This is a genomic window from Pseudomonas sp. R37(2017) (assembly GCF_002113375.1).
In the GTDB taxonomy this organism is placed as follows: domain Bacteria; phylum Pseudomonadota; class Gammaproteobacteria; order Pseudomonadales; family Pseudomonadaceae; genus Aquipseudomonas.
Genome location: NZ_NEHO01000007.1, coordinates 39,552 through 62,860, shown reverse-complemented (window position 1 = coordinate 62,860; position 23,309 = coordinate 39,552). Strand labels below are relative to the sequence as shown.

Genomic DNA, 23,309 nt, shown 5'->3' with positions numbered 1-23,309 from the left:
AACCCATGAGCCGCAAACAGCAACTGCTCAAGCGCCATCGGCGCAATAAACGCATCGGCCTGTTGATTGCGCTGGCGCTGTTGATTGTCATGGGCGTGCTGGTGGCCTGGTGGCTGCCGCTGGTACTGGCGGTACTCGGCTGGATCGCCCACGAAGCCTGGTTTGCCGACCATCTGTTCTACTCACCGAAAGACGATTACCAGTACAGCTTTCCTCCCTACACGCCCCAGCCCAAGGTGCACCTGAGCGGTGAACACTTGCGCCTGGACGAAGGCGTGATGCTGGTCGACGACGCGACGCTGGTGTTGGCCCTGCGGGTAAAAAGCACCTGGCTGGGACGATTTATCGATCCGGCGGTCGAGTTGGCAGGGGGCGATAACCCTGATCGGCAAACCTTCGAGCGGGGCGTGAACGGCCTGCGTTACCTCAATCTCAGTGGTCAGGCCCAGGCGCTGTCCCGCGGTGACCTGCGCTTGCGCGGGCGCTTCTGCCGCGTGCTCGGCGAGCCGCTGCTGTGGGCGTTCGAGCATCCGGATTACCGGCGTCAGCGGGTGATGGTCATCGCGCCCCATGCCGATGACGCCGAACTGGCGGCCTATGGTCTGTACAGTCAGGCCGACGAAACCTGGATCGTCACGCTGACCGCCGGTGAAATCGAGGCCGAACACTATCGGCAAATGGGCCTGGACAAGGCTGAGGCGGCTCGTTTGAAAGGCCGTCTGCGGGCCTGGGACAGTATTGCCGTGCCACGTTGGGCCGGTGTGCCCGAGGCTCACTGCGTGCAACTGGGTTACTTCTGCCTGCAACTGGCGAGCATGCAGGCTGCGCCTGGCGTACCGGCGGGATCGCGGGAAGCGGATATGAGTGATACCCGGTTGTTCCGCCGGTTGAATCCTTTCTTGCTGCCCGGCGATGCCGATGGCGCGCCGACCTGGAACAATCTGCTGGCTGACCTGCGTGAGCTGCTGCTGCGGGCCCGGCCCGAGGTCATCGTCCTGCCGCATCCGACCCTGGACCCGCATCCCGATCATATCTGTGCACAGGCGGCAGTCCTCGAAGCCTTGCAAGGCCTGGACTGGCAGCCGACCACACTCTTGGGTTATGCCAACCACTTGCACGACAACGACCGCTGGCCGATGGGCGATACCGGTGATGGCATCGCCTTGCCGCCGGCCTTTGATCCGGCCCGGCCGATGCAGCCTTGCTGCCTGCCGATGTCGCTGGAGCAACAGCGAGACAAGGCCATGGCGTTGGGCATGATGCACGACCTGCAACCGGATATGCCGTTCAAGCGCCGCTTGCGTCGGTTGATCCAGCGGTTGTTGGCTGGCCGGTTGCCGCCAACCCATGGCCAGAACGAATTCTTTCGCAAGGCAGTCCGGCGCCACGAGCTTTTGTGGTCCCTCCAGCACACACCAGGCAATGTTTCTCAGCGGGGAGAGTTATGAGTCAGCGTTCAAAGGTCCTGCAGCTGCAGCCTGACTACAACGTCAAAGCCCATGATTTCGCCGACCTCGCGGAGCAGATCGTCAAGGCCCTGCCCAGTGATCGCTATGAAGTGACCGCCGCGTTTTTGCGCGGTAAACCCGGACCGGGCGAAGCGGTGAGCCGAGCCGACCGTTCGGTGTATTTCGAGTTTTCCGACAAGTCCCTCAAGGGCATGCGCCTGCGGGCGATGTGGCAGCTGTACAAATTCTGCCGTCGGGAAAAGTTCGATGTGGTGATCTGCAATCGCTTCAAGCCGGTGAACATGATGCTGGCCCTCAACCGCTGGTTGAAAGTGCCGTTGTGCATTGGCATTTCCCACGGCTTTGGCGAGTACGACCGTTTTTACCGGCGTCGCCAGACCCAGCGCCTGATCGATCGTCACTGGCGCTTCGTCGGCGTGTCGCCAGCGGTGAAGCAGTACCTGTTGGACTGTGAATGCGGCTTCACCGACCGGAACACCTTCGCCATCACCAATGCCATCGACATCGAGCAAGCCGAAGGTCTGCAACACAGTCGTGAAAAGGCCCGTGAAATGCTGGGCATCGATCCGTCGGTGCGGCTGATCGGTGCGTTGGGGCGCCTGGTGCCGGTCAAGGGCCATATCTATCTGCTGCAGGCCTTTGCCGCACTCAAGGACAAATACCCCAATACCCAGCTGGCGATCATTGGTGCCGGCCGCGAAGAGTCGCGCCTGGCGGCGGAAATCGACCGCCTCGGCCTCAGCGGTCGCGCCCATTTGCTCGGGTTCAGGGAAATTGCCCTGCAGTACATTCGCGCTTTCGATATCTGGACCATGCCTTCCTTGGCCGAAGGCCTCGGGCTGGCGCTGCTTGAAGGCATGAGCGGGCATTTGCCGGTGATTGCCTCGAACGTGCCGGCCATGTTGCCGCTCATCGAGGGGGCCGGAGGCCTGGCGATTACGCCGAAGGATGTGCCGACGTTGCAGGCTGCGCTGGACGCTTACCTCGGGCTGCCGGATGACCAGCTCAAGGCCAAGGGCGAGCAGGCCTTCCGTTATCTGCAACAACACCATGACATCGAGGAATTCCGTCGTGAATACCTCAATCTGATCGATACCGGCCTGGAACAGGCCCGCAAGGAACAGCCATGAACGACGCGCAACCCATCGTCACGGTCATTATCGCGTCGTACAACCACGCCCCTTACATCGAGGAAAGCATTCTCAGCGTCCTCAACCAGACCTATCGGAACATTGAGTTGCTGGTGGTCGACGATGGCTCGAAGGATGACAGTGTCGAGCGGATCAAGGCGCTGCAGGCCATCCATGGTTTCGACTTCCGGGTCCAGGCAAACCAGGGGCTGACCAATACCCTCAACGGTGCGATTGCCCGGGCAAAGGGCAGCCTGATCGTGCCGTTCGGTTCGGATGACATCATGTTGCCGGAGCGAATCGCCACCCAGGTCGCGCATATGGACGGCAAGCCCGAGGTCGGAATCTGCGCCGGTAACATCGAGCTGATCGATGCCGACGGCAATCTCTACCCGGAAAAGCGCCAGCGTCGGGATGTGCCGTTCCGTCGCCTGGACTTCGATGACATGTTCCTGGAGCGCAAGCCCTATCCTCCGGCACCGACCCTGATGATCCGGCGCGAAGCGCTGGAGAAAGTGGGCGGTTTCGACCCGACCATTCGCCTGGAAGACTTGCTGATCGAGTTGAAGGTGACCCATGCCGGTTACTTCATCGACGGTCTGAATGTGTTGATGGCGCGCTATCGCAAGCACGCCACCAACTCCTACAAGAACCACCGCTTCATGATCGACAGCATCCTGCGCACCTACGCGCTCTTCAGCGATCACCCGCTGTATGACGAGGTGCGCTACAAGTTTCTCAACTCCATGTTCCTCAAGACAGCCAACCGCGATCGCAAGCTGGCGCGTGAGTTGCTGGCGCAGATTCCGTTCAAGGCCTGGAACAAGAAAACCTGGCGTGGGTTGGGCCGGATGTATTTCTCACGGCTGGAGAAAGACTGAGCCAATGCGGCGATCGCGATCGCCGCATTGGCTACTGTCATTGACGAGTCTGGGCCGGAGTGCTCCCGGCCAGTACTTGCCTGTGTAAATTGTCCGCGTCGGTTTTCGAAGCTGCCACGGCGTATCCCCGCAACAGTGCTTCCAAATGGTCTTCGAACAACCAGCGCCGATCTTCTGCGTAGCGCTGCATATGGCGCAGATTGCGTCGACGCAGGGAAGGGCTCAGTGATGAGGGGTAAATTCGCAGGTCGGCCAGGTCGATCAGGCCGAACTCGCCGTCTTCCAGCACCAGTACATTGCCCAGGTGCAGGGAGCGGAAGTAGATCCCTTGCTGATGCAGTTGAGCCATGAACTTGCCGAAACGCTCCACCAGTGCCTGGCGTACCGCCGGAGCGGTGATGCCTTGCAGGATCTGGCGCAGGGTGTTGCCCGGCAACGGAGAGTAGTGCACGGCGGTACTGCCGTCTTCGAACCGGTATAGGTCGAGGATGTCCGGTGTCGGGATGCCCATGCTGCGCAGCTGCACGCTGTTTACGGCAAAACGATCGGAGTAGGGGGTGAAGCTGCCCGAGGTATACCAGCGGCGGCGGCGGAACAGCTTGAGAAAGCTGCCGTCGGTCAGGCGCAGGACTTTGGGGCCCAAACCGTCTTCCTCGATGACCCTGGCATCGGCAGTCAGCTGTTGCAGGGCACTTGGCGACGCGGTCTTGACCGGCTTGTCCAGCAGGCGCCGGGCCCGTTGATTGATGCTCAATGCGGCAATCAGCGCCAAGGGAATCCACAGCAGGAACCAGTGTTCCTTGGGGCGAGAGATAATCCCGCCGCCTTCGGTCAGGCCGGCACCGAAGCCGAAGGCCAGCCAGGCCGAGGCAATGATGAGCAGCGGCTGTACGCGATGGCGCAGGCTGCCGGTGAAGCTTCGCACGAAGAAGAACAGCCAGGGCAGCAAACCGATAATGCCAACGTAGTAGAGCACGCCAAGGGCAAAGCTATGGGGCTCCGAAAGGGGGTAGCCGACGCCTGGGTCCAGGCTCAACTCGGCGTTGTAGCCGTGCCCGATCCATGGATGTTCAGCGATCCGGTCCAGGGCCAATTGCCAAAGCTCAAGACGGAAGGAGCTGCCTCTTTGGAGGATTTTGTCCGCAAACAGCGCGAAAGTCGCCGCTCCGGCGATGAACATGGCACCAAGCAGGAGGACCGAGCGTCGATTCCAGCAGATGAAACACAGCCACAGCGCAGCCAGCGTCAGTGCAACCAGTGGGGTCCTGGAGCCGGTGGCCAGCACTGTGGCGAACATGATCGCCATCGCAGGCAGGCTCAACCAAAGTACCTGGCGTCGTTTGCACGTCATGCTCAGGCTCAGCCAGTAGGTACAGAAAAAGCCGAAGACGTGGGAGCTGAGCAGTGGATTGTCGAACGCGCCGACACCGATCAGGCGCATTTCCGGCTGGTAGATCAGGCCGAACCTGTACAGGTTGTAGACAGAGATGATCAACGCCACCGTCGCGGCGCAGAACAGCAGGGGCTGAATGATTTCGCTGCGATAGCGCACCAGCAGGTAGCAGCCAACGAACAGCATCAGGGTATGCAATGACGGTTTGACCTGGCCAAAGTCGATTTCGTCGCCCGGCCCCCAGCTCAGGCTGAGCAGTGCCCACGCCAAAAACAACAGGACTGCAACGACGATCGGTTCGTGCAGCAATTCCTTGGCGAGCCGCGGACGCAAGCACAGTGCAATCAGTGTCGGAATGCTGAACAGGCCATAGTAAAGCTTGTGATGCACACTGCGCCCCGGCAGGAAAAACAGGGCACAAAGCAACAATAAGTAACCGAGCGGAAGGATCCACAAACAAATGAAATCGAAAATTCTATTGGACGTGCTGTTCAAAGCGTTTGATTGCATGCTGAGTAACTTATTCCTGAATTGAGCGACAGTACCAAGGCAAGGACATCGGGTGGCTATTTGACGCGCCACAATACACAGACTGTATGCGATTGCCAGAACCCTGAGGAAGCTGTGCTAAAGTCAGCGTCCTTTTCATCGACATTCGCGTGATATGACCGACTCCAGTCTCTCCGCAAGCCCTTCGAGCTTGAAAATCTACTTCCGTCTGCTCAGCTATGTCCGGCCGTACATCAGCCTGTTCCTGATCAGCATCGTCGGTTTTCTGATTTTCGCTTCGACGCAGCCAATGCTGGGCTACATCCTCAAGTACTTCGTCGACGGTCTGTCCAATCCTGAAGCGGCGCTGTTTCCAACCGTGCCCTACCTGCGGGATCTGCAACTGCTGCAGGCGGTGCCGTTGTTGATCATCCTGATCGCCGCATGGCAGGGCCTGGGGTCGTACCTGGGCAACTACTTCCTGGCCAAGGTTTCCCTTGGCCTGGTCCATGACTTGCGGGTCCAGTTGTTCAACAACCTGCTGGTGTTGCCGAACCGGTATTTCGACAAGCATAACTCGGGGCACCTGATTTCACGTATCACCTTCAACGTGACCATGGTCACGGGGGCGGCAACAGATGCGATAAAGGTCGTAATTCGTGAAGGCATGACAGTGATCTTCCTGTTTGCCTCGCTGTTGTTCATGAACTGGCGCCTGACGCTGGTCATGGTCGCCATCCTGCCGCTGATCGCCTTCATGGTGCGTACGGCCAGCAAGAAATTCCGCAAGCAGAGCAAGAAAATCCAGATGGCCATGGGGGACGTGACGCATGTGGCGTCCGAAACGATCCAGGGCTATCGCGTGGTGCGCAGCTTCGGCGGTGAACAGTACGAAGAGAAACGCTTTTTCGATGCCAGCCAGGGCAACACCGACAAACAACTGCGCATGACCCGCACCGGCGCCATCTACACGCCGCTGCTGCAGCTGGTGATCTACACCGCCATGGCCGTGCTGATGTTCCTCGTGCTGTTCCTGCGTGGCGATGCTTCCGCCGGCGACATGGTGGCCTACATCACCCTGGCTGGTCTGCTGCCCAAGCCGATTCGCCAGCTGTCCGAAGTCAGCTCGACCATCCAGAAGGGTGTGGCCGGTGCCGAAAGTATCTTCGAGCAACTGGATGTAGAACCCGAAATCGATACCGGTACCGTCGAGCGCGATGTCGTCAGCGGCCGCCTGGACGTGCGCAATCTGAGTTTCACCTACCCCGACACCGAACGTCAGGTGCTCAATGACATCAGCTTCTCGGTCGAGCCGGGGCAAATGGTGGCATTGGTGGGGCGTTCCGGCAGCGGCAAGTCGACCCTGGCCAACCTGATTCCACGCTTCTATCACCACGACAAGGGCGAGATCCTCATCGATGGCGTCGAAGTGGAGCAGTACAAGCTGTTGAACCTGCGCAAGCACATCGCCCAGGTGACTCAGCACGTGACCCTGTTCAGCGACACCGTGGCCAACAACATCGCTTATGGCGACCTGGCCGGCGCACCCCGTGAAGACATTGAAAAAGCGGCCCGGGACGCCTACGCAATGGATTTCATCGCTCAATTGCCTGAAGGCCTGGACACCCAGGTCGGGGAAAACGGCGTGCTGCTGTCCGGTGGCCAGCGCCAGCGCCTGGCGATTGCCCGGGCGCTGTTGAAGAATGCTCCGCTGCTGATTCTCGATGAGGCGACATCGGCACTCGATACCGAGTCCGAGCGGCATATCCAGGCAGCCCTGGATCAGGTCATGAAAGGTCGCACCACACTGGTGATCGCTCACCGCCTGTCGACCATCGAAAAAGCCGACCTGATCCTGGTCATGGATCAGGGGAAAATCGTCGAGCGCGGCACCCACGATCAACTGCTGGCGCAAAACGGCTACTACTCGCGCCTCAATGCGATGGGCCTCGACGCCCCGGCCGAAGACATCGCCTGACCCGGGTCACCAGCCGTTGTACGGGGGGCCGGCAACGGTTTCCCGAGCAGTTAGCCGCCAGGGGGCGTGTTGTCGCCTGGCGGCTTTTCTGTTCAAAAAATGAGCAATAAAGCCCGGCGAATCATCCGGTTGCAGCCACCGCACAAGCCGACACCAACCCTGTGTTAATATCGCGCCCCTGTTCATTCTGTATGTGGGTTGCACCATGAAGTTGTCCATGCCGCGATTCGATCAAGCCCCTGTCTTGGTGGTCGGCGATGTCATGCTCGACCGCTACTGGCATGGTGGTACCTCACGGATTTCTCCTGAGGCGCCGGTGCCGGTGGTCAAGGTCGATCATATCGAAGACCGTCCGGGCGGCGCTGCCAACGTTGCCTTGAACATTGCCGCCCTGGGGGCTCCAGCCTCGCTGGTCGGCGTAACCGGTGACGATGAAGCCGCCAACAGCCTGGCCAACAGTCTCAAGGGCGCCGGCGTGCAGGCCATCTTCCAGCGCATTGCGCACCAGCCGACCATCGTCAAGCTGCGGGTCATGAGCCGTCACCAGCAATTGCTGCGTATCGACTTCGAAGAACCCTTCGCCACCGATGCGCTGGCGCTGGCAGCGCAGGTCGATGACTTGCTCGAAGGCATCAAGGTGCTGGTGCTCTCCGATTACGGCAAGGGCGCGCTGAAAAACCATCAGGCGCTGATCCAGGCCGCCCGAGCCCGTGGCATTCCGGTGCTGGCCGACCCCAAGGGCAGGGACTTCTCGATCTACCGCGGTGCGAGCCTGATCACGCCAAACCTCAACGAATTCGAAACCATCGTCGGTGGTTGCGCCGATGAGCACGAGCTGGTCAACAAGGGCGCGCAACTGATGCACGACCTGGACCTCGGTGCCTTGCTGGTGACCCGTGGCGAGCACGGCATGACCTTGCTGCGCCCGGATCATCCGGCGCTGCACTTGCCGGCCCGTGCCCGTGAAGTGTTCGACGTGACCGGTGCCGGCGATACGGTGATTTCCACCCTGGCGGCCGCGATTGCCGCTGGTGAAGAGCTGCCTCACGCGGTGGCCCTGGCCAACCTGGCGGCCGGTATCGTGGTCGGCAAGCTCGGTACGGCAGCCATCAGTGCGCCGGAACTGCGTCGTGCAATCCAGCGCGAGGAGGGTTCCGAGCGTGGTGTGCTGGGGCTTGAGCAGTTGTTGCTGGCGGTCGATGATGCCCGCGCGCACAACGAGCGGATCGTGTTCACCAACGGTTGCTTCGACATCCTGCACGCCGGTCACGTGACCTACCTGGAGCAGGCGCGGGCCCAGGGCGATCGCCTGATCGTGGCGATCAACGACGATGCATCGGTCAGCCGCCTGAAAGGGCCGGGCCGCCCAATCAACAGCGTCGACCGGCGCATGGCGGTACTGGCCGGTCTGGGCGCGGTGGACTGGGTGATCAGCTTCTCTGAAGGCACACCGGAAAACCTGCTGAGCGCGGTCAAGCCGGACGTGCTGGTCAAGGGTGGCGACTACGGGATCGACCAGGTGGTCGGCGCGGACATCGTGAAGGCCTATGGCGGTACCGTGAAAGTGCTGGGGCTGGTGGAAAACAGCTCGACCACCGCGATTGTCGAGAAGATCCGCAAGTCCTGATATCAACGCGGGCTTGCTGTGGTTGGGGGCTTTTGTGGCGAGGGGGCTTGCCCCCGTTCGGCTGCGAAGCAGTCGTAGAACCATACTCTGCGGTATATCAGGTACATCACCGTTGCAGGTTTTAGGGCCGCTTCGCGCCCCAACGGGGGCAAGCCCCCTAGCCACAAAAGCTCCGCCACAGAAGCGCGCTAGTCGCCTTATCGTGCCGCCTTGCGCGGCACGATTTTCTTCAGCAGTAACCTGGCCTTGCCACGCAACCGCGCCAGACCCGTATCTTTCCCCGGCGGGGTCAAACCCTGCTGCCTCACCCAGTCCTTCCAGCGAATTCGCTCATCGCGCACCAGCCAGCCTTCCTGTCGGGCAAAACTCTCGGCCAGGTACAGACCGCGCGTGCTGGCCGGGTACAACTGATCCTTTTTCAAGGTGTAGAGCTCAGCCATCGGATGGCCGTCCTGCAAGGGCATCAAGTACAGGTCGGGGCGCTTGCGGTCGAGGCGAGCGACGAGTTGATCGCCTTCCAGTCTTTCATCGACATGGAACAGGCTCAGGGATTTGGCTTCCCTGGGAACGTCCAGGCGCAAGTCGTAGATCAGTTGCAGTGACGCCGTGGGCAAATGCACATAAGCCCGCGGGCGTTCCATCAGCATCAGGTTGGCGCAGCGTACCGGCCGGGCCGAGCCGGACAATGGCGACAAGCGAAACGGCAGGGCTTCGCGGTAATGCAGGGCGGCCGAGTAGGGCGCCGGCAGCCAGGTGTCGTTGAAGCGCCCGCTGAGCCAGCCTTCGGGCGTTTCCAGCAGGCACTCTTCGGCAATCTCCTGGATCGCCGTGTGCAAGGGCAGGTTCAGTTCATGGGCTGGCACGTAGCCGGAGATCAGCTTGAGCACCACGTCGCCACGGTCCTGCCGGCGTTGGCGGACCAGCACCCAATAGTCACGATTCTGCCAGTGCAGGGTCAGGCGCACCGAAACCCCGAGATTGGCCAGTTCGAGCGCAAACCGTTCGCTGTCGCCGACCGTCACCGGCCGACGACGTTGCAGGGTCTGGGAGAAATTCAGCGGCCTGCCGACGCTCTGGTAAGCCAGGCTTTCGGGGGTCGCTTCGACGAATAACGGCAGGGTCTTGAAGTTGCTCGGGTTCTTTCTGATGAGCGTACGCGACATGTCGGCTCCTGCTTAAGGCCGCGCGGGCGGCGTCAGTGGCTACGTAGGACCTGGGCAACGGTCGCGACATTGTGGGCGAGGTGCAGCGGATTGATGGTCCCGACAATAGCACTGGCAACACCCGGATGTTCAAACAACAACTCGAAACTGGCGCGCACCGGATCCACGCCCGGACTCAGGCAGGCATGACCGCTGGCGAGGGCTTTCTTGACCAGAATGGCTTTGCCGTGTGCAGCAGCATAGTCAATGACGGCCTTCTCGTTTTGTTCGTTCAGATTGTAGGTGACCATTGCGCAATCGCCTTGCTCGAGTGCCTTCAGGCCGCCGTCGACGGTTTTGCCGGAAAAGCCGAAGCCGCGAATCTTGCCTTCGGCCTTGAGCTGGGCGAGGGTGTCGTAGACTTCGCAGTCATTGAGGATTGCCAGGTCGTTGCCGTCGGAGTGCACCAGCACCAGATCGATGAAGTCCGTTTCCAGGCGTTGCAGGCTGCGCTCCACCGACATTCGCGTGTGTGCGGCGCTGAAGTCGTGACGGGACTGGCCATCGGCAAACTCTTCGCCCACCTTGCTGACAATCACCCAATCCTGACGCTGGCCGCGCAGCAGAGGACCGAGGCGCTCTTCGCTGCGACCATAGGCCGGGGCGGTGTCGATCAGGTTGATGCCCAGGTCGCGGGTGAGGTTGAGCAGCATGCGCGCTTCATCATCATCGGGAATCCGGAAGCCGTTGGGGTACTTCACGCCTTGGTCGCGGCCCAGTTTCACCGTGCCCAGGCCCAGGGGGGAAACCAGCAGGCCGGTACTGCCCAACGGGCGATGCAGATCGTGCAGGGTCGGTTGGCTCATGGCAGCAGTTGCTCCCAGGCAGGCACGCCCATGGGCGGCCTCGGTAGTTCAGGCAGCGCTGCCGGGTGGCCTGGCTGGATACCGTCGCGGGTCAGGCTGGCGATCACGCGGTCGGCGAAGTCTGGCGCCAGGGCGAGCTTGGTAGGCCAGCCCACCAGCAGTCGGCCTTGCTCGGCAACAAAGGCGTTGTCGGGGCGGGTCAGGCCCGATTGCAGCGGTTCGGCGCGATCCACGCGCAAAGTCGCCCATTGCACGGTGCTCAGGTCGATCCATGGCAGCAATTGGCCGAGTTCTTTCTGGGCGGTGGCGATCTGCTCGGCGGGCTCACGGGCTACGCCTTCGGATTCCGCGATGTCGCCGCCGAGGTACCAGACCCATTGGCCATCCGCTGCCGGGTGTGTGGTCACGGTAATACGCGGTTTGGTGCCGCCGCCCAGGCAGTGGGCATAGAGCGGTTTGAGGCTTGGCCCTTTGGCGATGATCATGTGCAACGGCCGGCGTTGCATGGCGGGCTGGCTCAGGCCCAGAGTTTCTAGCAATGCCGCGGTCCCGGCGCCGGCGCTGAGGACGATGCGCTGGGCGCGGATCTCGCGGTCATCGACTTTCAAGCCGACCAGCACGCCGCCTTCCAGCAATGGCTCGATCTTCTGGCCGGCGAGCAAGCCATCCCCCGCGAGGTCGGCCAGGCGCTGGATCAGGCTCGGCACATCGATCACCAGTTCCGCCAGGCGATAGACCTTGCCCTTGAAGCGCTTGTCCTGCAGGGCTGGCGGCAATTGCTCGCCCTTGACCTGGTCGACGCGACCGCGCACGGCCTTGCTGGCAAAGAAGCTGGTGAGGTTGCCGGCGAGGCTGCCGGGGGACCAGAGGTAATGGGCTTCGGACAGCAGGCGCACGCCGGACAGGTCCAGCTCGCCGTCACCGGCCAGGGCTTCGCGCCAGCGGCGCGGCATGTCGGCGATGGCTTCCGAGGCGCCGGTCAGGGCGCCGTGCAGCGCGTATTTGGCACCGCCGTGGATGATGCCCTGGGACTTCACGCTCTGCCCGCCGCCGAGGCTGGCGCTTTCCACCAGCACGGTCGAAAAACCCTGGCGGCGCAGGCGCGCATTCAGCCAGAGGCCGGCGACACCAGCGCCGACAATCAGAACGTCGGTGGAAATAACGGATGGCATGCAGCGACCTCTGTGCTTGAGCGAAGCTGCAAGTTTCAAGCTTCAAGCTTCAAGCTGCAAGCAAGTGCAGGAGAATATCCCTCTTGCAGCTTGCAGCTTGCAGCTTGCAGCTTGCAGCTTGCAGCTTGCAGCTTGCAGCTTGCAGCTTGCAGCTTGTAACTGCTCCTAATGCCCCGCAGTTTTGGAGAAGAGCTGGATGACCACCACGCCCAGCACAATCATCGCCATCCCCAGCATTGCCGGCACGTCCAGCTTCTGCCCATAGATAAACAGTGCCGCAACGCTGACCATCACGATGCCCATGCCGGCCCACACGGCATAGGCCACACCCACCGGAACGCTGCGCACCACCAGGGTCAGCATCCAGAAGGCAATACCGTAGCCGAGGATGACCAGCACCAATGGCAGCGGGGTGCTGAGACCCTTGACGGCTTTCATCGAAACAGTGGCAATCACTTCGGCGCAGATGGCAATGGCCAGGTAGTAGTAAGCGGTCATGGTTCGATCCTCGTGTGAAGTGTTGCTCTCTTGGGTCGGCATTCTAGTGATTCGCCAGATGCGGTAAAGTCATTACCTATCTGTTACTGAGATGGGTTGAGCCATGAGCATGCATTGGAATCTGGAGCAACTGCGATTGTTTGTCAGCGTAGCGGAGCAGCGCTCGTTTTCTGCCGTGGCGCGGGATCAGCGCAAGGCGCAGTCGGCGGTCAGCAGTTCGATAGCGTTGCTGGAAGAAGACCTGGGCGTCAGCCTGTTCGATCGCAGCAGCGGCCGTCAGCCGACACTCACTGAGGCTGGTACGGCTTTGCTGGACGAAGCGCGGGAAGTGTTGCGCCAGTGCGAACGACTCAACGGCCGGGCGCTGGCGATGATGCGCGGCCAGGAAGCGCGATTGCGTGTGGCGCAGGATGAAGCGATGCCTTATCAGCCGATCATTGAAAGCTTCGAGGCCCTGGCGGAAAAATTTCCCAGCCTTGAGGTGCAACTGACCAGCGCCGCCCAGGGTGATGTCGCGCGCAAGCTGGTGGAGCGGCGCGCCGATCTGGGGCTGTTGTTCTTTCACGATCAGATTCCCGAGGCCCTTGAGCGGCGGGTGCTGGGCAGCGTGGAAATGGTCACGGTGTGTGGCAAGGATCATCCGTTGGCGGGCAAAGGCTCGGTGGATGGGCAACAACTGGCGCAACATCGGCAGTTGTTGATGTCCACGGAGTCAAGCATTTATCCCGGCAGTGATCCCGCCAGCCCGCAAGTCTGGCGCGCCGACAGTTTCTATGTGATGGCCGAATGGCTGGTGCGTGGCCTGGGCTGGGCCTGGTTGCCGCGCCACGTGGTGCAGTACCCGACGTATCAGAATCAGATGGTCGAACTGGTCAGTGAATGGACCCCGCCGGCCCTGGTGGTGGAGTTGGTATGGCGTCGGGACGATCCGCTCGGTCCGGCCGCGCGCTGGCTCGCCGAACGTTTTGCCGTGCACTTGCAGACGATTGGCGAAAAAAGCCGATAAACTCCGCCGCCATGAATAGAACTCTCTACACCGCGCTTTTTTATCTGGGGCTGCCATTGGTAGCGATTCGGCTTTGGCTGCGTGCGCGCAAGGCGCCGGCGTATGCCCGGCGCATCGGCGAGCGTTTCTCCTGCGCGATGCCGCCGATGAAACCGGGCGGCATCTGGGTTCACGCAGTCTCGGTGGGCGAAAGCATTGCTGCCGCACCGATGATCCGCGCCTTGCTGGCGCGTTATCCGGATCTGCCGATCACCGTGACCTGCATGACGCCGACGGGTTCGGAACGCATCCTGGCACTGTTCGCCAATGAGCCGCGCATCCAGCACTGTTATCTGCCTTATGACCTGCCTTGCGCTGCACGGCGCTTCCTCGATCGGGTCCAGCCAAAACTGGCGGTGATCATGGAAACCGAACTGTGGCCCAACCATATTCATCAATGTGCCAGACGCGGGATTCCTGTGGCGTTGGCCAATGCGCGGTTGTCCGAGCGGTCGGCGAGGGGCTACGGCCGGTTCCGCAAACTGACCCAGCCGATGCTCACCGAGATGAGCCTGTTCGCGGTGCAGACCGAAGCCGAAGCCCAACGCTTCCGCAATCTCGGCGCACGGGCGGAAACCGTCGAAGTGACCGGTTCGATCAAGTTCGACCTGACCATCGACCCACAACTGCTTGAACGCGCCAGCCATCTGCGCGGGCAATGGCAAGCGCTGGAGCGGCCGGTGTGGATCGCGGCCAGTACCCATGACGGCGAAGACGAAGTGGTGCTGGCGGCCCATCGTCGGTTGCTGGCCAATCACCCCGATGCCTTGCTGATTCTGGTGCCGCGTCATCCGGAGCGCTTCAATTCGGTGTACGGGTTGTGCCAGCAACAAGGGTTCGGCACGGTCCGGCGTTCCAGTGGCGATGCGGTCAGCGCGAATATTTCAGTGCTGCTGGGCGACACCATGGGCGAGTTGCTGTTTCTCTACGCCCTGGCTGACAGTGCATTCGTCGGCGGCAGCCTGGTGCCCAATGGCGGGCATAACCTGCTGGAGCCGGCGGCCCTGGCCAAACCGGTGCTGAGCGGGCCGCATCTTTTCAACTTCCTCGAAATCGCCGCGCAGTTGCGCAGTGCCGGGGCGTTGCAGGAAGTGGAGGATGCCGAAGGGCTGGCGGTGGCGGTGCAGCGACTGTTCGAACTGCCCCGTGATGCACAGCGCATGGCAGAGGCCGGGTTGAAAGTGATGCGCACCAATCAGGGTGCGTTGCAGCGGTTGCTGGATGGGTTGGGGCGGTTGATCGGTCGTTAGACCGCGTTGTACTCATTCGCGAGCATGCTCGCTCCTACAGTGAATCTGTGGTGTTGCACAAAACCCTGTAGGAGCGAGCACGCTCGCGAAGCTTTTACCTTTACTGCTCAGGCCGCGCCTTCAACTGCTCTTCGGCCGCCTTGGCCAGATCCGGTGGCAGGAAGTCCTTGTCCGGGTTGTAGTTCGGATTGAGCCAGCGTGCCAGGTTTTGCAGGTCGCCGGGATTCAACGTACCGGCCTGTTGCTTCAAGCGCAGGGTGTCGAGGATGTAGTCGTAGCGGGTGTTGTTGTAGTCGCGCACCGAGGTGTAGAGCTGACGTTGCGCATCGAGCACGTCGACGATGTTTCGCGTACCCACCTGATAGCCGATTTCAGTCGCTTCCACCGCGCTCTGGTTGGAGATGATCGATTGCTTGCGCGCCTGTACCTGTTCGACATCGGTGTTCACCGCGCGGTGCAGGTCGCGGGTGTTTTCCACGATGCTGCGGCGCAGGGATTCGCGTTGCTGCTCGGTCTGGTCCAGTTGTGCATAGGATTGGCGCACCTGGGAGCTGATCAGGCCACCACTGTAGATCGGGATGTTCAGTTGCAGGCCCACGGTCGTTTGCTCGACGTTGCCACCGTACGGCACGGGCTGGTTGTTCGGGTTGCTGAAACCCAGTGCGTCGTTGTCGCCTTTCTCGTACTGGGCTATCGCGTCAACCGTCGGCAAGTGCCCGGACTTGCGTTGCTTGAGGGTCTGCTCGGCGGCACTGACGGCATAGTTGCTGGCCAGCAGATTGAGGTTCTGCCTGCCCGCTGTTTCGACCCAGGCCTTGGCGTCATTCGGAGCTGGCGGCAGGATCGGCAAATTATGGCTGATGCCCCAGATCGAGTTGTACTGACGGTTGGTCAGGGTAATCAATGCTTCAAAGGCGTCGTCCACCTGGCGCTGCGCAACGATGCGGTTGGCGCGTGCGGTGTCGTAGCTGGCTTGTGAGTTCAAAACGTCGGTCTTGTCCGAGAGGCCGACATCGTAACGCTCGTTGGATTGATCGAGCTGGCGTTTGAACGCCGCTTCTTCGGCCTTGGTCGAGGCCAGGTTGTCCTGGGTGCGCAACACGTTGAAATAACTGTTGGCGGTTTGCAGGATCAGGTTCTGCTCGGTCGCCGAGAGTTGCAGGGCGGCCTGTTCGTTGACGTCCTTGGCGGCCTGGAACTGGAACCAGCGATCAGCCCGGAACAGCGGTTGCGCCAAGGTGGCCTGGTAAGAGTGAGCGTCGCGGTTGGACGTGGCGGACGGCTGATCGAGATCCGTACGCACCTCGGAAATATTCGCGCCGCCCGAAAGGTTCGGCAGCAGTCCGGCGCGGGCCTGGGGTACGACTTCCTTCTGCGCGCCGTATTGGGCGATGGCAGCCGCCAGGTCGGCGTTGTTGTTGACCGCTTCCTGATAAACGCTGACAAGGTCCGTCTTGTTCGATAAGGGCGCATCTGCTGCCCAGGCCAATCCGTTGGACGCACAAGACACGGCAAGGGCCAGTGAGAGTTTGCGCAGCATAGACGATCCCTAGAATTGATATTACAGAGGTAATTTGAGCGCCAAGGCTAAGGCCCTGCTATGACAGCGTCAATGCTCGGCTCAGCGTAGCGAGTGTAGTTGTGCATTCGGGCGGCAACAATCCTGATACTGCGTGTAATAACGCCATTCATCATGGTATTTGCAGTGGGGTTGGCGTTCTTTGCCAGTTGTGTCTAGACTGCTCGGGTTCTTGTCGGGGTGCCTTGATATGAGGCTGAGATCGAATAATTTCGGATCCCGTTGAACCTGATCAGGTTAGCGCCTGCGTAGGGAACAAGATTTCTCGTCACCCGGCGAGTCCTCTTGTGCTTCGTCCGGGAAATTGTTCGACAATCGAACGTTCTCCGTGTGACGACGCACAGCACCAGTCCTGGTGCGTCCGTGCCTTTCAGGTTCTGCTCCGACAATCCACTGCCTGGATGCTGTCTGGAGAGCCCGTGATGACCATAAAAGCAAAAAACGCGATCAACCTGAGTGAATCGGCCAAGGTTGATGAACAGTCGGTTCAACCCTTTACCCGTTCGCAAAAAGTCTACGTCCAGGGCTCTCGTCCGGACATCCGTGTGCCGATGCGGGAAATCACCCTGGACGTGACGCCCACCGACTTTGGCGGCGAAATCAATGCTCCGGTTACGGTCTACGACACTTCCGGTCCTTACACCGACCCCAACGTCGTGATCGACGTGCGCAAGGGTTTGGGTGATGTGCGTTCGGCGTGGATCGACGATCGTGGCGACACCGAGCGCTTGAGTGGCCTGAGTTCGAACTTCGGCCAGGAGCGCCTTGCCGATCCGGAACTGACCAAACTGCGCTTTGCCCACGTGAACAACCCGCGTCGTGCCAAGGCCGGGGCCAACGTCAGCCAGATGCACTACGCGCGCAAAGGCATCATCACCGCTGAGATGGAGTACGTTGCCATCCGCGAAAACATGAAGCTGCAAGAGGCCCGCGCCGCTGGCCTGTTGAAGGAGCAGCATGCCGGCCACAGTTTCGGCGCGAGCATCCCGAAAGAAATCACCCCCGAGTTCGTCCGCGAGGAAATCGCCCGTGGCCGCGCGATCATCCCGGCCAACATCAACCACACCGAACTGGAACCGATGATCATCGGCCGGAACTTCCTGGTGAAGATCAACGGCAACATCGGCAACAGTGCCCTGGGCTCGTCCATCGAAGAAGAAGTGGCGAAGCTGACCTGGGGTATCCGCTGGGGTTCGGACACGGTCATGGACCTGTCCACAGGCAAACACATTCACGAAACCCGCGAGTGGATCATCCGCAACTCGCCGGTGCCGATCGGGACCGTACCGATCTACCAGGCCCTGGAAAAAGTCGGCGGCGTGGCCGAAGACCTGACCTGGGAACTGTTCCGCGACACGCTGATCGAGCAGGCCGAGCAAGGCGTCGACTACTTCACTATTCACGCCGGCGTGCTGTTGCGCTACGTGCCGATGACCGCCAAGCGCGTGACCGGCATCGTCTCCCGTGGCGGTTCGATCATGGCCAAGTGGTGCCTGGCGCACCACAAGGAGAACTTCCTCTACACCCATTTCGAAGAAATCTGCGAAATCATGAAGGCCTACGACGTCAGCTTCTCGCTGGGCGATGGCCTGCGTCCGGGCTCGATTGCCGACGCCAACGACGAAGCGCAGTTCGGCGAGCTGGAAACCCTCGGCGATCTGACCAAGATTGCCTGGAAGCACGACGTGCAGTGCATGATCGAAGGCCCGGGCCACGTGCCGATGCAATTGATCAAAGAGAACATGGACAAGCAGCTGGAGTGCTGCGACGAGGCGCCGTTCTACACCCTTGGCCCGCTGACCACCGACATCGCGCCAGGCTACGACCACATCACCTCCGGTATCGGTGCGGCGATGATCGGCTGGTTCGGTTGCGCCATGCTCTGCTACGTGACGCCGAAAGAGCACCTGGGCCTGCCGAACAAGGATGACGTGAAGACCGGGATCATCACCTACAAGATCGCCGCGCATGCCGCCGATCTGGCCAAGGGGCATCCGGGCGCGCAGATCCGCGACAATGCCTTGAGCAAGGCGCGTTTCGAGTTCCGCTGGGAAGATCAGTTCAACCTGGGCCTGGACCCGGACACCGCTCGTTCGTATCACGATGAGACGCTGCCGAAGGATTCGGCCAAGGTCGCGCATTTCTGCTCGATGTGCGGACCAAAGTTCTGCTCGATGAAGATCACCCAGGAAGTTCGCGAGTACGCGGCCAACCAACGGATCGATGCGGTCGACGTGGACGTCGCGCAAGGCATGGCCGAACAGGCCGAGCGCTTCAAGCAGGAAGGCAGTCAGCTTTACCAAAAGGTTTAAGCAACAAGCTGCAAGCTGCAAGTTAGAAGCACGTGTGACGCCGGCTTTTTCTTGCAGCTTGACGCTTGCGGCTTGTGGCTATCATCTCTATGAGTCAACCCCCTTGAGTATTCAACCCAGCACTTACTCCCCCGATATCGCGGTGCCGACCGACAAACGTGTCTTCGGCGGTCGTGATCTGTTTTCCCTGTGGTTCTCCCTCGGCATCGGCCTGATGGTGTTGCAGACCGGTGCATTGCTCGCACCGGGCCTGGGCCTGTCCGGTTCGTTGCTGGCGATTTTTCTCGGTACCCTGGTCGGCGTTCTGCTGCTGGCGGCGGTCGGGGTAATCGGCAGTGACACCGGCCTGTCGTCGATGGCCGCGCTCAAGCTCAGCCTCGGCACCAAAGGCGCGAGCCTGCCGGCGGTGCTGAACCTGCTGCAATTGATCGGCTGGGGTTCGTTCGAAATCATCGTCATGCGCGATGCCGCCAGCCTGTTGGGCGCCAAGGCCTTCAGTGAAGGCAGCCTGATGTCCAATCCCGTGCTCTGGACCCTGTTCTTCGGCGCCCTGGCGACCTTGCTGGCGGTCAGCGGTCCGTTGACGTTCGTGCGCCAGATCCTGCGCAAATGGGGTATCTGGCTGCTGCTGGCCGCTTGCACCTGGCTGACCTGGAACCTGTTCGCCAAGACCGATCTGGCTGCATTGTGGGCCCAGGCCGGCGATGGTTCGATGCCGTTTGCCGTGGGGTTCGACATTGCCATTGCCATGCCGCTGTCGTGGTTGCCGCTGATCGCCGACTACTCGCGCTTCGGCAAGCGGGCGAAAAACGTCTTCGGTGGCACTGCCATCGGTTTCTTCATCGGTAATTTCTGGCTGATGAGCCTGGGCGTGGCCTACACCCTGGCGTTTGCGCCGAGCGGTGAAGTCAATGCCTTGCTGCTGGCGCTGGCCGGTGCCGGCCTGGGCATTCCGCTGTTGCTGATTCTGCTGGATGAATCGGAAAACGCCTTTGCCGATATTCACTCGGCGGCGGTGTCCAGCGGGATCCTGTTGCGTGCCAAAGTCGAGCACCTGGCCCTGGCCATTGGCGTCATCTGCACGCTGATTGCCCTGCTGGCACCGCTGGCCCAGTACCAGAACTTCCTGCTGCTGATCGGTTCGGTATTCGCGCCTTTGTTCGGCGTGGTGCTGGTTGACCACTTCATCCTGCGCAAACGCAGCGGCCAGGTAGCCTCGACAGCGCTACGCTGGCCCGCACTGCTCGCCTGGCTGGGCGGGATCAGCACCTATCATTTGCTGGCCAACCTGTACCCGGATGTCGGCGCCACCCTGCCGGCGCTGGTCCTGGCAGGGCTGCTGCAGTTTGTGCTGGGGCGGGCCTTCAGTTACGGCCGGGAAACAGCTCGGGCTTGATGATGCCGTTCAGGCGAGGGTAGGGGATCTTCAGTTCGACATGGCCCAGCGCGTAGGGCGCGATGGTGCTGGTTTCGTACTTGAGGATCACCCCGCCATAGGTCAGCGCCACGTTCCGGGTTTTCTGGAACGGCCAGCTCTTCACGAACTCCGGTTCCTGATCGAGCTTGGTGCTGATCAGCCAGCTGTTATGCGCAACTTGCGCCGCTTTCCAGAACGCGTCTTCCTGGCCCGGTACCAGCATGTCCGACAGTGTCAGCACTTTGTGCTGCTGGCGCGAATAGTTGATGAAGCCTCGGCCCGGAGTGCCATGGTCGCCGCCGGTGTCCAGGTAACTGGACAATTCGACGATCACCAAGCCGTCATGCTGCTCGCGTACCTTGGCCTGCAGATAGCTGCTGTTGCGCGGGCCGGCGGAGCGCAGGAACTCTTCGCGATAGGCCGCCAGGGTCGGAGCCACCGGAGCATCGGGCGAGGTGCGGGTCATTTGCAGCAGGCGTTTTTCGATGATGCCGTCCAATTGCGGCTCGGACGGGAAGTGCAGGGTATCGATATTGACCAGCGGGCAATCCGGGTTGCTGCAACCGGGCTTGAGTTGCTCGGAGGCGTCGCGGGTGGTTTCCAGCGGTGTCCGGTAGTTGGGCTTGAACAGACTCGCACAAGCGCCCAGGGTCAGGGCGATAACGGCCACGGAGGCGATTTTGAAAAGCGACATGAGCGTCCTTTCTGAAACAGGGGAAGGCAAAAAGTTACCGGCTTCGACTCTCAACGAAGCAGTCAGTTCGCCACTAAGCTAATTAGAGTGGGTTTCGCCCTCACCGTCCATCCCGCTGACGGGAAAGGGGCTGCATCAAACGTCACGGGCGCGTTAGGATGGCGCGAAGTCGAGGTGGGAGCCTCGTTGAGGATTTGCAGTAACGAGGACAGTCATGACGGATTTTGCCAATACCATTCCGACCACCGTTGATATCGTACGGCGCGAAAAGTGCTACGAGGGCTTCTACAAACTCGAACGCGTGCACTTGCGCCACGAATTGTTCGCCGGGGGCATGAGCCGCGAGATCAATCGGGAAGTGTTCGTTCGCCATGACGCGGTCTGCATGCTGCCTTACGACCCGCAGCGCGATGAAGTGGTGCTGATCGAGCAGTTCCGCGTCGGCGCCCTGGGCAAGACCGACAACCCGTGGCTGATCGAGCTGGTCGCCGGTCTGATCGACAAGGATGAAGTACCCGAAGCAGTTGCTCACCGCGAGGCGCAGGAGGAAGCTGGGCTGGTGATCGGGGCGCTCTGGCCGATGCTCAAATACTTTCCGTCGCCGGGCGGCAGCAACGAATTCGTCCACCTGTACCTGGGGCGTTGCGACAGTAACGGGGTTGGCGGCCTGCATGGGCTGGAGGAAGAGGCGGAAGACATCCGCGTCACGGTCTGGGCTTTCGACGATGCCCTGCAAGCCGTGCGCGACGGGCGTATTGCCAACGCGGCGAGCATCATTGCCTTGCAATGGCTGGCTTTGAACCGCGTTGAAGTGAGGGGGTTATGGTCGTAAACAAGCTGCGCGATCGCTATCGGGTGGACCTGGTGGGGCTGCAAGCGTCCTGCGAGGCGAACTATGCGCGCTTGATGCGACTGTTGCCGGACATGCGCAGCGAGCCCGCCGCGCGGCGCATCGCCGTGACCCATGGCGACCAGATGCTCGGCGTGCTGGCGCTGGAAGTGCTGCTGACCTGTCCTTACACCACGACCCTGCAAGTGCGTCAGGAACACAGCCTGCCGTGGCTGCCGGTGCCGCAACTGGAAGTGCAGGTCTATCACGACGCGCGCATGGCCGAAGTGGTCAGCGCCGAACATGCGCGACGCTTCCGCGGCATCTATCCTTATCCGAACGCCTCGATGCACCAGCCGGACGAGAAGGCCCAGCTGAACATGTTTCTGGGCGAATGGCTGAGCCATTGCCTGGCGCTGGGGCATGAGTACGAAGTAGTACGTTAACTCTGAAGCGCGGTTGTGAACTGTGTCAGGTTCGCAGGTTTCCCCTTTCGATCATCCCCCAGCATAATTGCCGCACTGACCCATTCCTCGTGATCATGCCCTGGGAGAACGCCTTGCCGAGCGTATCCACATTGACCACCGCCGATCCGGCGTTGCTGGTGCAACTCTCCGACAGCCATCTGTTCGCCGAAGCGGACGGCGCGTTGCTGGGCATGAACACCCGCGACAGCCTGCAAAAGGTCATCGATCTGGTGCGTGCGCAACAGCCGCGGATCGATTTGATCCTGGCCACGGGGGATCTGTCCCAGGACGGGACGCTGGAGTCCTACCGGCAATTTCGCAACATGACGCGTCAGCTCGATGCGCCGGCACGCTGGATTCCCGGCAATCACGACGAACCGCAGATCATGGCCGAGGCGGCGGTGCAGAGCGCCTTGCTCGAACCGATGGTGGATATCGGCAACTGGCGGGTCACGTTGCTCGATTCGGCGGTGCCGGGTTCGGTGCCTGGGTATTTGCAGGACGAACAATTGCAGTTGCTCGCCCGCTCGTTGAGTGAAGCGCCGGAACGCCATCATCTGGTGTGCTTCCACCATCATCCGGTGTCGATTGGTTGCGCATGGATGGAGCCTATCGGCCTGCGCAATCCCGAGGCGTTTTTCGAAGTGCTGGATCGTTTTCCACAGGTGCGTGCCGTGCTGTGGGGGCATGTGCATCAAGAGATCGATCAATTACGTAAAGGCGTGCGTCTGATCGCCTCGCCCTCGACCTGCATCCAGTTCGAGCCAGGCAGCGAAGATTTCAAGGTCGGGGAACAGGCGCCGGGCTATCGCTGGTTGCGACTGCTGCCCGATGGGCGGCTGGAAACCGGTATTGAGCGGGTTACCGGGTTCGAATTCACCGTGGATTACGGTTCCAACGGTTACTGAATTTCCAGGAAGGTCCAGTCGCGGCCTTCGCGAGCAGGCTCGCTCCCACAAGGGGCTTGTGACCGACGCAGGTCCGGTGTGGGAGCGGGCTTGCTCCGGGCGGCGCTCCGACGAAGGCGTCTGTACAGACGCCATGAATTCCGCGAATACCCCGATTCCCCCG

The 23,309-nt window shown here is 61.1% G+C and carries 19 protein-coding genes and 1 riboswitch; of the genes, 12 read left to right on the top strand and 7 right to left on the bottom strand.

Going from position 1 to position 23,309, the window contains the following annotated elements; all coding sequences use genetic code 11:
• The first annotated feature begins 5 nt into the window (after positions 1–5).
• The 3 genes from CAG47_RS13590 to CAG47_RS13580 are packed head-to-tail and all read left to right on the top strand — an operon-like array spanning position 6 to position 3,480.
• Positions 6–1,448, top strand: a complete 1,443-nt coding sequence (locus CAG47_RS13590) for a PIG-L deacetylase family protein (RefSeq protein WP_085725377.1) — start codon at positions 6–8, stop codon at positions 1,446–1,448.
• Entirely contained in the window at positions 1,445–2,599 is a 1,155-nt protein-coding gene (locus CAG47_RS13585; RefSeq protein WP_085725376.1) for a glycosyltransferase family 4 protein, read from the top strand. Before CAG47_RS13590 ends, CAG47_RS13585 begins: the two co-directional genes overlap by 4 nt.
• Positions 2,596–3,480: a glycosyltransferase gene (locus tag CAG47_RS13580; protein ID WP_085725375.1), complete on the top strand. Its 885-nt coding sequence runs from the start codon at positions 2,596–2,598 to the stop codon at positions 3,478–3,480. The genes CAG47_RS13585 and CAG47_RS13580 overlap by 4 nt, the downstream gene beginning before the upstream one ends.
• Positions 3,481–3,517: 37 nt before the next feature.
• Here CAG47_RS13580 and CAG47_RS13575 read toward each other — a convergent pair whose 3' ends face one another.
• Positions 3,518–5,383 (bottom strand): O-antigen ligase family protein, encoded by a 1,866-nt coding sequence (locus CAG47_RS13575; RefSeq protein ID WP_085725374.1) that lies wholly within the window; start codon positions 5,381–5,383, stop codon positions 3,518–3,520.
• A gap of 154 nt (positions 5,384–5,537) precedes the next feature.
• Between CAG47_RS13575 and msbA the strand changes: the two genes are divergently transcribed.
• Positions 5,538–7,340: a lipid A export permease/ATP-binding protein MsbA gene (gene msbA, locus CAG47_RS13570; RefSeq protein WP_085725373.1), complete on the top strand. Its 1,803-nt coding sequence runs from the start codon at positions 5,538–5,540 to the stop codon at positions 7,338–7,340.
• Positions 7,341–7,545: 205 nt separating this feature from the next.
• Complete coding sequence (hldE, locus tag CAG47_RS13565; RefSeq protein ID WP_085725372.1) at positions 7,546–8,967, top strand: bifunctional D-glycero-beta-D-manno-heptose-7-phosphate kinase/D-glycero-beta-D-manno-heptose 1-phosphate adenylyltransferase HldE; 1,422 nt, start codon at positions 7,546–7,548, stop codon at positions 8,965–8,967.
• Positions 8,968–9,164: 197 nt separating this feature from the next.
• Here the strand turns inward: hldE and CAG47_RS13560 are convergent, their stop codons facing one another.
• From CAG47_RS13560 to CAG47_RS13545, 4 genes are all read right to left on the bottom strand, one after another.
• Positions 9,165–10,130: a metal ABC transporter ATPase gene (locus CAG47_RS13560; RefSeq protein ID WP_085725371.1), complete on the bottom strand. Its 966-nt coding sequence runs from the start codon at positions 10,128–10,130 to the stop codon at positions 9,165–9,167.
• Between the two features lie 32 nt (positions 10,131–10,162).
• On the bottom strand, positions 10,163–10,975 hold the full coding sequence (locus tag CAG47_RS13555; protein WP_085725370.1) for an aldo/keto reductase: 813 nt from the start codon (positions 10,973–10,975) through the stop codon (positions 10,163–10,165).
• A complete protein-coding gene (locus CAG47_RS13550) occupies positions 10,972–12,147 on the bottom strand; it encodes an FAD-binding oxidoreductase (protein ID WP_085725369.1) in 1,176 nt (391 codons plus the stop codon). Before CAG47_RS13550 ends, CAG47_RS13555 begins: the two co-directional genes overlap by 4 nt.
• Before the next feature lie 165 nt (positions 12,148–12,312).
• Entirely contained in the window at positions 12,313–12,645 is a 333-nt protein-coding gene (locus CAG47_RS13545; RefSeq protein ID WP_085725368.1) for a multidrug efflux SMR transporter, read from the bottom strand.
• 103 nt (positions 12,646–12,748) lie between these two features.
• Between CAG47_RS13545 and CAG47_RS13540 the strand changes: the two genes are divergently transcribed.
• Together CAG47_RS13540 and waaA are read left to right on the top strand one after the other, a co-directional pair.
• Entirely contained in the window at positions 12,749–13,651 is a 903-nt protein-coding gene (locus CAG47_RS13540; RefSeq protein WP_177408984.1) for a LysR family transcriptional regulator, read from the top strand.
• A gap of 11 nt (positions 13,652–13,662) precedes the next feature.
• Positions 13,663–14,940 carry a lipid IV(A) 3-deoxy-D-manno-octulosonic acid transferase gene (waaA, locus tag CAG47_RS13535; RefSeq protein WP_085725367.1) on the top strand — a complete coding sequence of 426 codons (1,278 nt, stop codon included), beginning with the start codon at positions 13,663–13,665 and terminating at the stop codon, positions 14,938–14,940.
• 100 nt (positions 14,941–15,040) lie between these two features.
• Here the strand turns inward: waaA and CAG47_RS13530 are convergent, their stop codons facing one another.
• A complete protein-coding gene (locus CAG47_RS13530) occupies positions 15,041–16,480 on the bottom strand; it encodes a TolC family outer membrane protein (protein WP_085725366.1) in 1,440 nt (479 codons plus the stop codon).
• A 205-nt stretch (positions 16,481–16,685) separates the two neighbouring features.
• Positions 16,686–16,791: riboswitch (TPP riboswitch) on the top strand.
• A gap of 150 nt (positions 16,792–16,941) precedes the next feature.
• On the opposite strand from CAG47_RS13530, the gene thiC reads away from it, so the two are divergent.
• Together thiC and cytX are read left to right on the top strand one after the other, a co-directional pair.
• A complete protein-coding gene (gene thiC, locus CAG47_RS13525) occupies positions 16,942–18,831 on the top strand; it encodes a phosphomethylpyrimidine synthase ThiC (protein WP_085725365.1) in 1,890 nt (629 codons plus the stop codon).
• A 103-nt stretch (positions 18,832–18,934) separates the two neighbouring features.
• Positions 18,935–20,227: a putative hydroxymethylpyrimidine transporter CytX gene (gene cytX, locus CAG47_RS13520; protein ID WP_085725364.1), complete on the top strand. Its 1,293-nt coding sequence runs from the start codon at positions 18,935–18,937 to the stop codon at positions 20,225–20,227.
• Here cytX and CAG47_RS13515 read toward each other — a convergent pair.
• Entirely contained in the window at positions 20,196–20,942 is a 747-nt protein-coding gene (locus tag CAG47_RS13515) for an RsiV family protein (protein WP_085725363.1), read from the bottom strand. The two genes, cytX and CAG47_RS13515, sit on opposite strands and share 32 nt — an antisense overlap.
• A gap of 214 nt (positions 20,943–21,156) precedes the next feature.
• Between CAG47_RS13515 and CAG47_RS13510 the strand changes: the two genes are divergently transcribed.
• The 3 genes from CAG47_RS13510 (at position 21,157) to cpdA (ending at position 23,146) form a co-directional block, all read left to right on the top strand.
• Positions 21,157–21,774: an NUDIX domain-containing protein gene (locus CAG47_RS13510; protein WP_085725362.1), complete on the top strand. Its 618-nt coding sequence runs from the start codon at positions 21,157–21,159 to the stop codon at positions 21,772–21,774.
• Positions 21,765–22,217, top strand: a complete 453-nt coding sequence (locus tag CAG47_RS13505; protein ID WP_007977461.1) for a DUF1249 domain-containing protein — start codon at positions 21,765–21,767, stop codon at positions 22,215–22,217. Before CAG47_RS13510 ends, CAG47_RS13505 begins: the two co-directional genes overlap by 10 nt.
• A gap of 113 nt (positions 22,218–22,330) precedes the next feature.
• Complete coding sequence (gene cpdA, locus CAG47_RS13500; RefSeq protein ID WP_085725570.1) at positions 22,331–23,146, top strand: 3',5'-cyclic-AMP phosphodiesterase; 816 nt, start codon at positions 22,331–22,333, stop codon at positions 23,144–23,146.
• Positions 23,147–23,309 lie beyond the last annotated feature (163 nt).

Coding starts and splice junctions, on each gene's coding strand:
- CAG47_RS13590 (WP_085725377.1), top strand. CDS start 6: ATGAGCCGCAAACAGCAACTGCTCAAGCGCCATCGGCGCAATAAACGC.
- CAG47_RS13585 (WP_085725376.1), top strand. CDS start 1,445: ATGAGTCAGCGTTCAAAGGTCCTGCAGCTGCAGCCTGACTACAACGTC.
- CAG47_RS13580 (WP_085725375.1), top strand. CDS start 2,596: ATGAACGACGCGCAACCCATCGTCACGGTCATTATCGCGTCGTACAAC.
- CAG47_RS13575 (WP_085725374.1), bottom strand. CDS start 5,383: ATGCAATCAAACGCTTTGAACAGCACGTCCAATAGAATTTTCGATTTC.
- msbA (WP_085725373.1), top strand. CDS start 5,538: ATGACCGACTCCAGTCTCTCCGCAAGCCCTTCGAGCTTGAAAATCTAC.
- hldE (WP_085725372.1), top strand. CDS start 7,546: ATGAAGTTGTCCATGCCGCGATTCGATCAAGCCCCTGTCTTGGTGGTC.
- CAG47_RS13560 (WP_085725371.1), bottom strand. CDS start 10,130: ATGTCGCGTACGCTCATCAGAAAGAACCCGAGCAACTTCAAGACCCTG.
- CAG47_RS13555 (WP_085725370.1), bottom strand. CDS start 10,975: ATGAGCCAACCGACCCTGCACGATCTGCATCGCCCGTTGGGCAGTACC.
- CAG47_RS13550 (WP_085725369.1), bottom strand. CDS start 12,147: ATGCCATCCGTTATTTCCACCGACGTTCTGATTGTCGGCGCTGGTGTC.
- CAG47_RS13545 (WP_085725368.1), bottom strand. CDS start 12,645: ATGACCGCTTACTACTACCTGGCCATTGCCATCTGCGCCGAAGTGATT.
- CAG47_RS13540 (WP_177408984.1), top strand. CDS start 12,749: ATGAGCATGCATTGGAATCTGGAGCAACTGCGATTGTTTGTCAGCGTA.
- waaA (WP_085725367.1), top strand. CDS start 13,663: ATGAATAGAACTCTCTACACCGCGCTTTTTTATCTGGGGCTGCCATTG.
- CAG47_RS13530 (WP_085725366.1), bottom strand. CDS start 16,480: ATGCTGCGCAAACTCTCACTGGCCCTTGCCGTGTCTTGTGCGTCCAAC.
- thiC (WP_085725365.1), top strand. CDS start 16,942: ATGACCATAAAAGCAAAAAACGCGATCAACCTGAGTGAATCGGCCAAG.
- CAG47_RS13515 (WP_085725363.1), bottom strand. CDS start 20,942: ATGTCGCTTTTCAAAATCGCCTCCGTGGCCGTTATCGCCCTGACCCTG.
- CAG47_RS13510 (WP_085725362.1), top strand. CDS start 21,157: ATGACGGATTTTGCCAATACCATTCCGACCACCGTTGATATCGTACGG.
- CAG47_RS13505 (WP_007977461.1), top strand. CDS start 21,765: ATGGTCGTAAACAAGCTGCGCGATCGCTATCGGGTGGACCTGGTGGGG.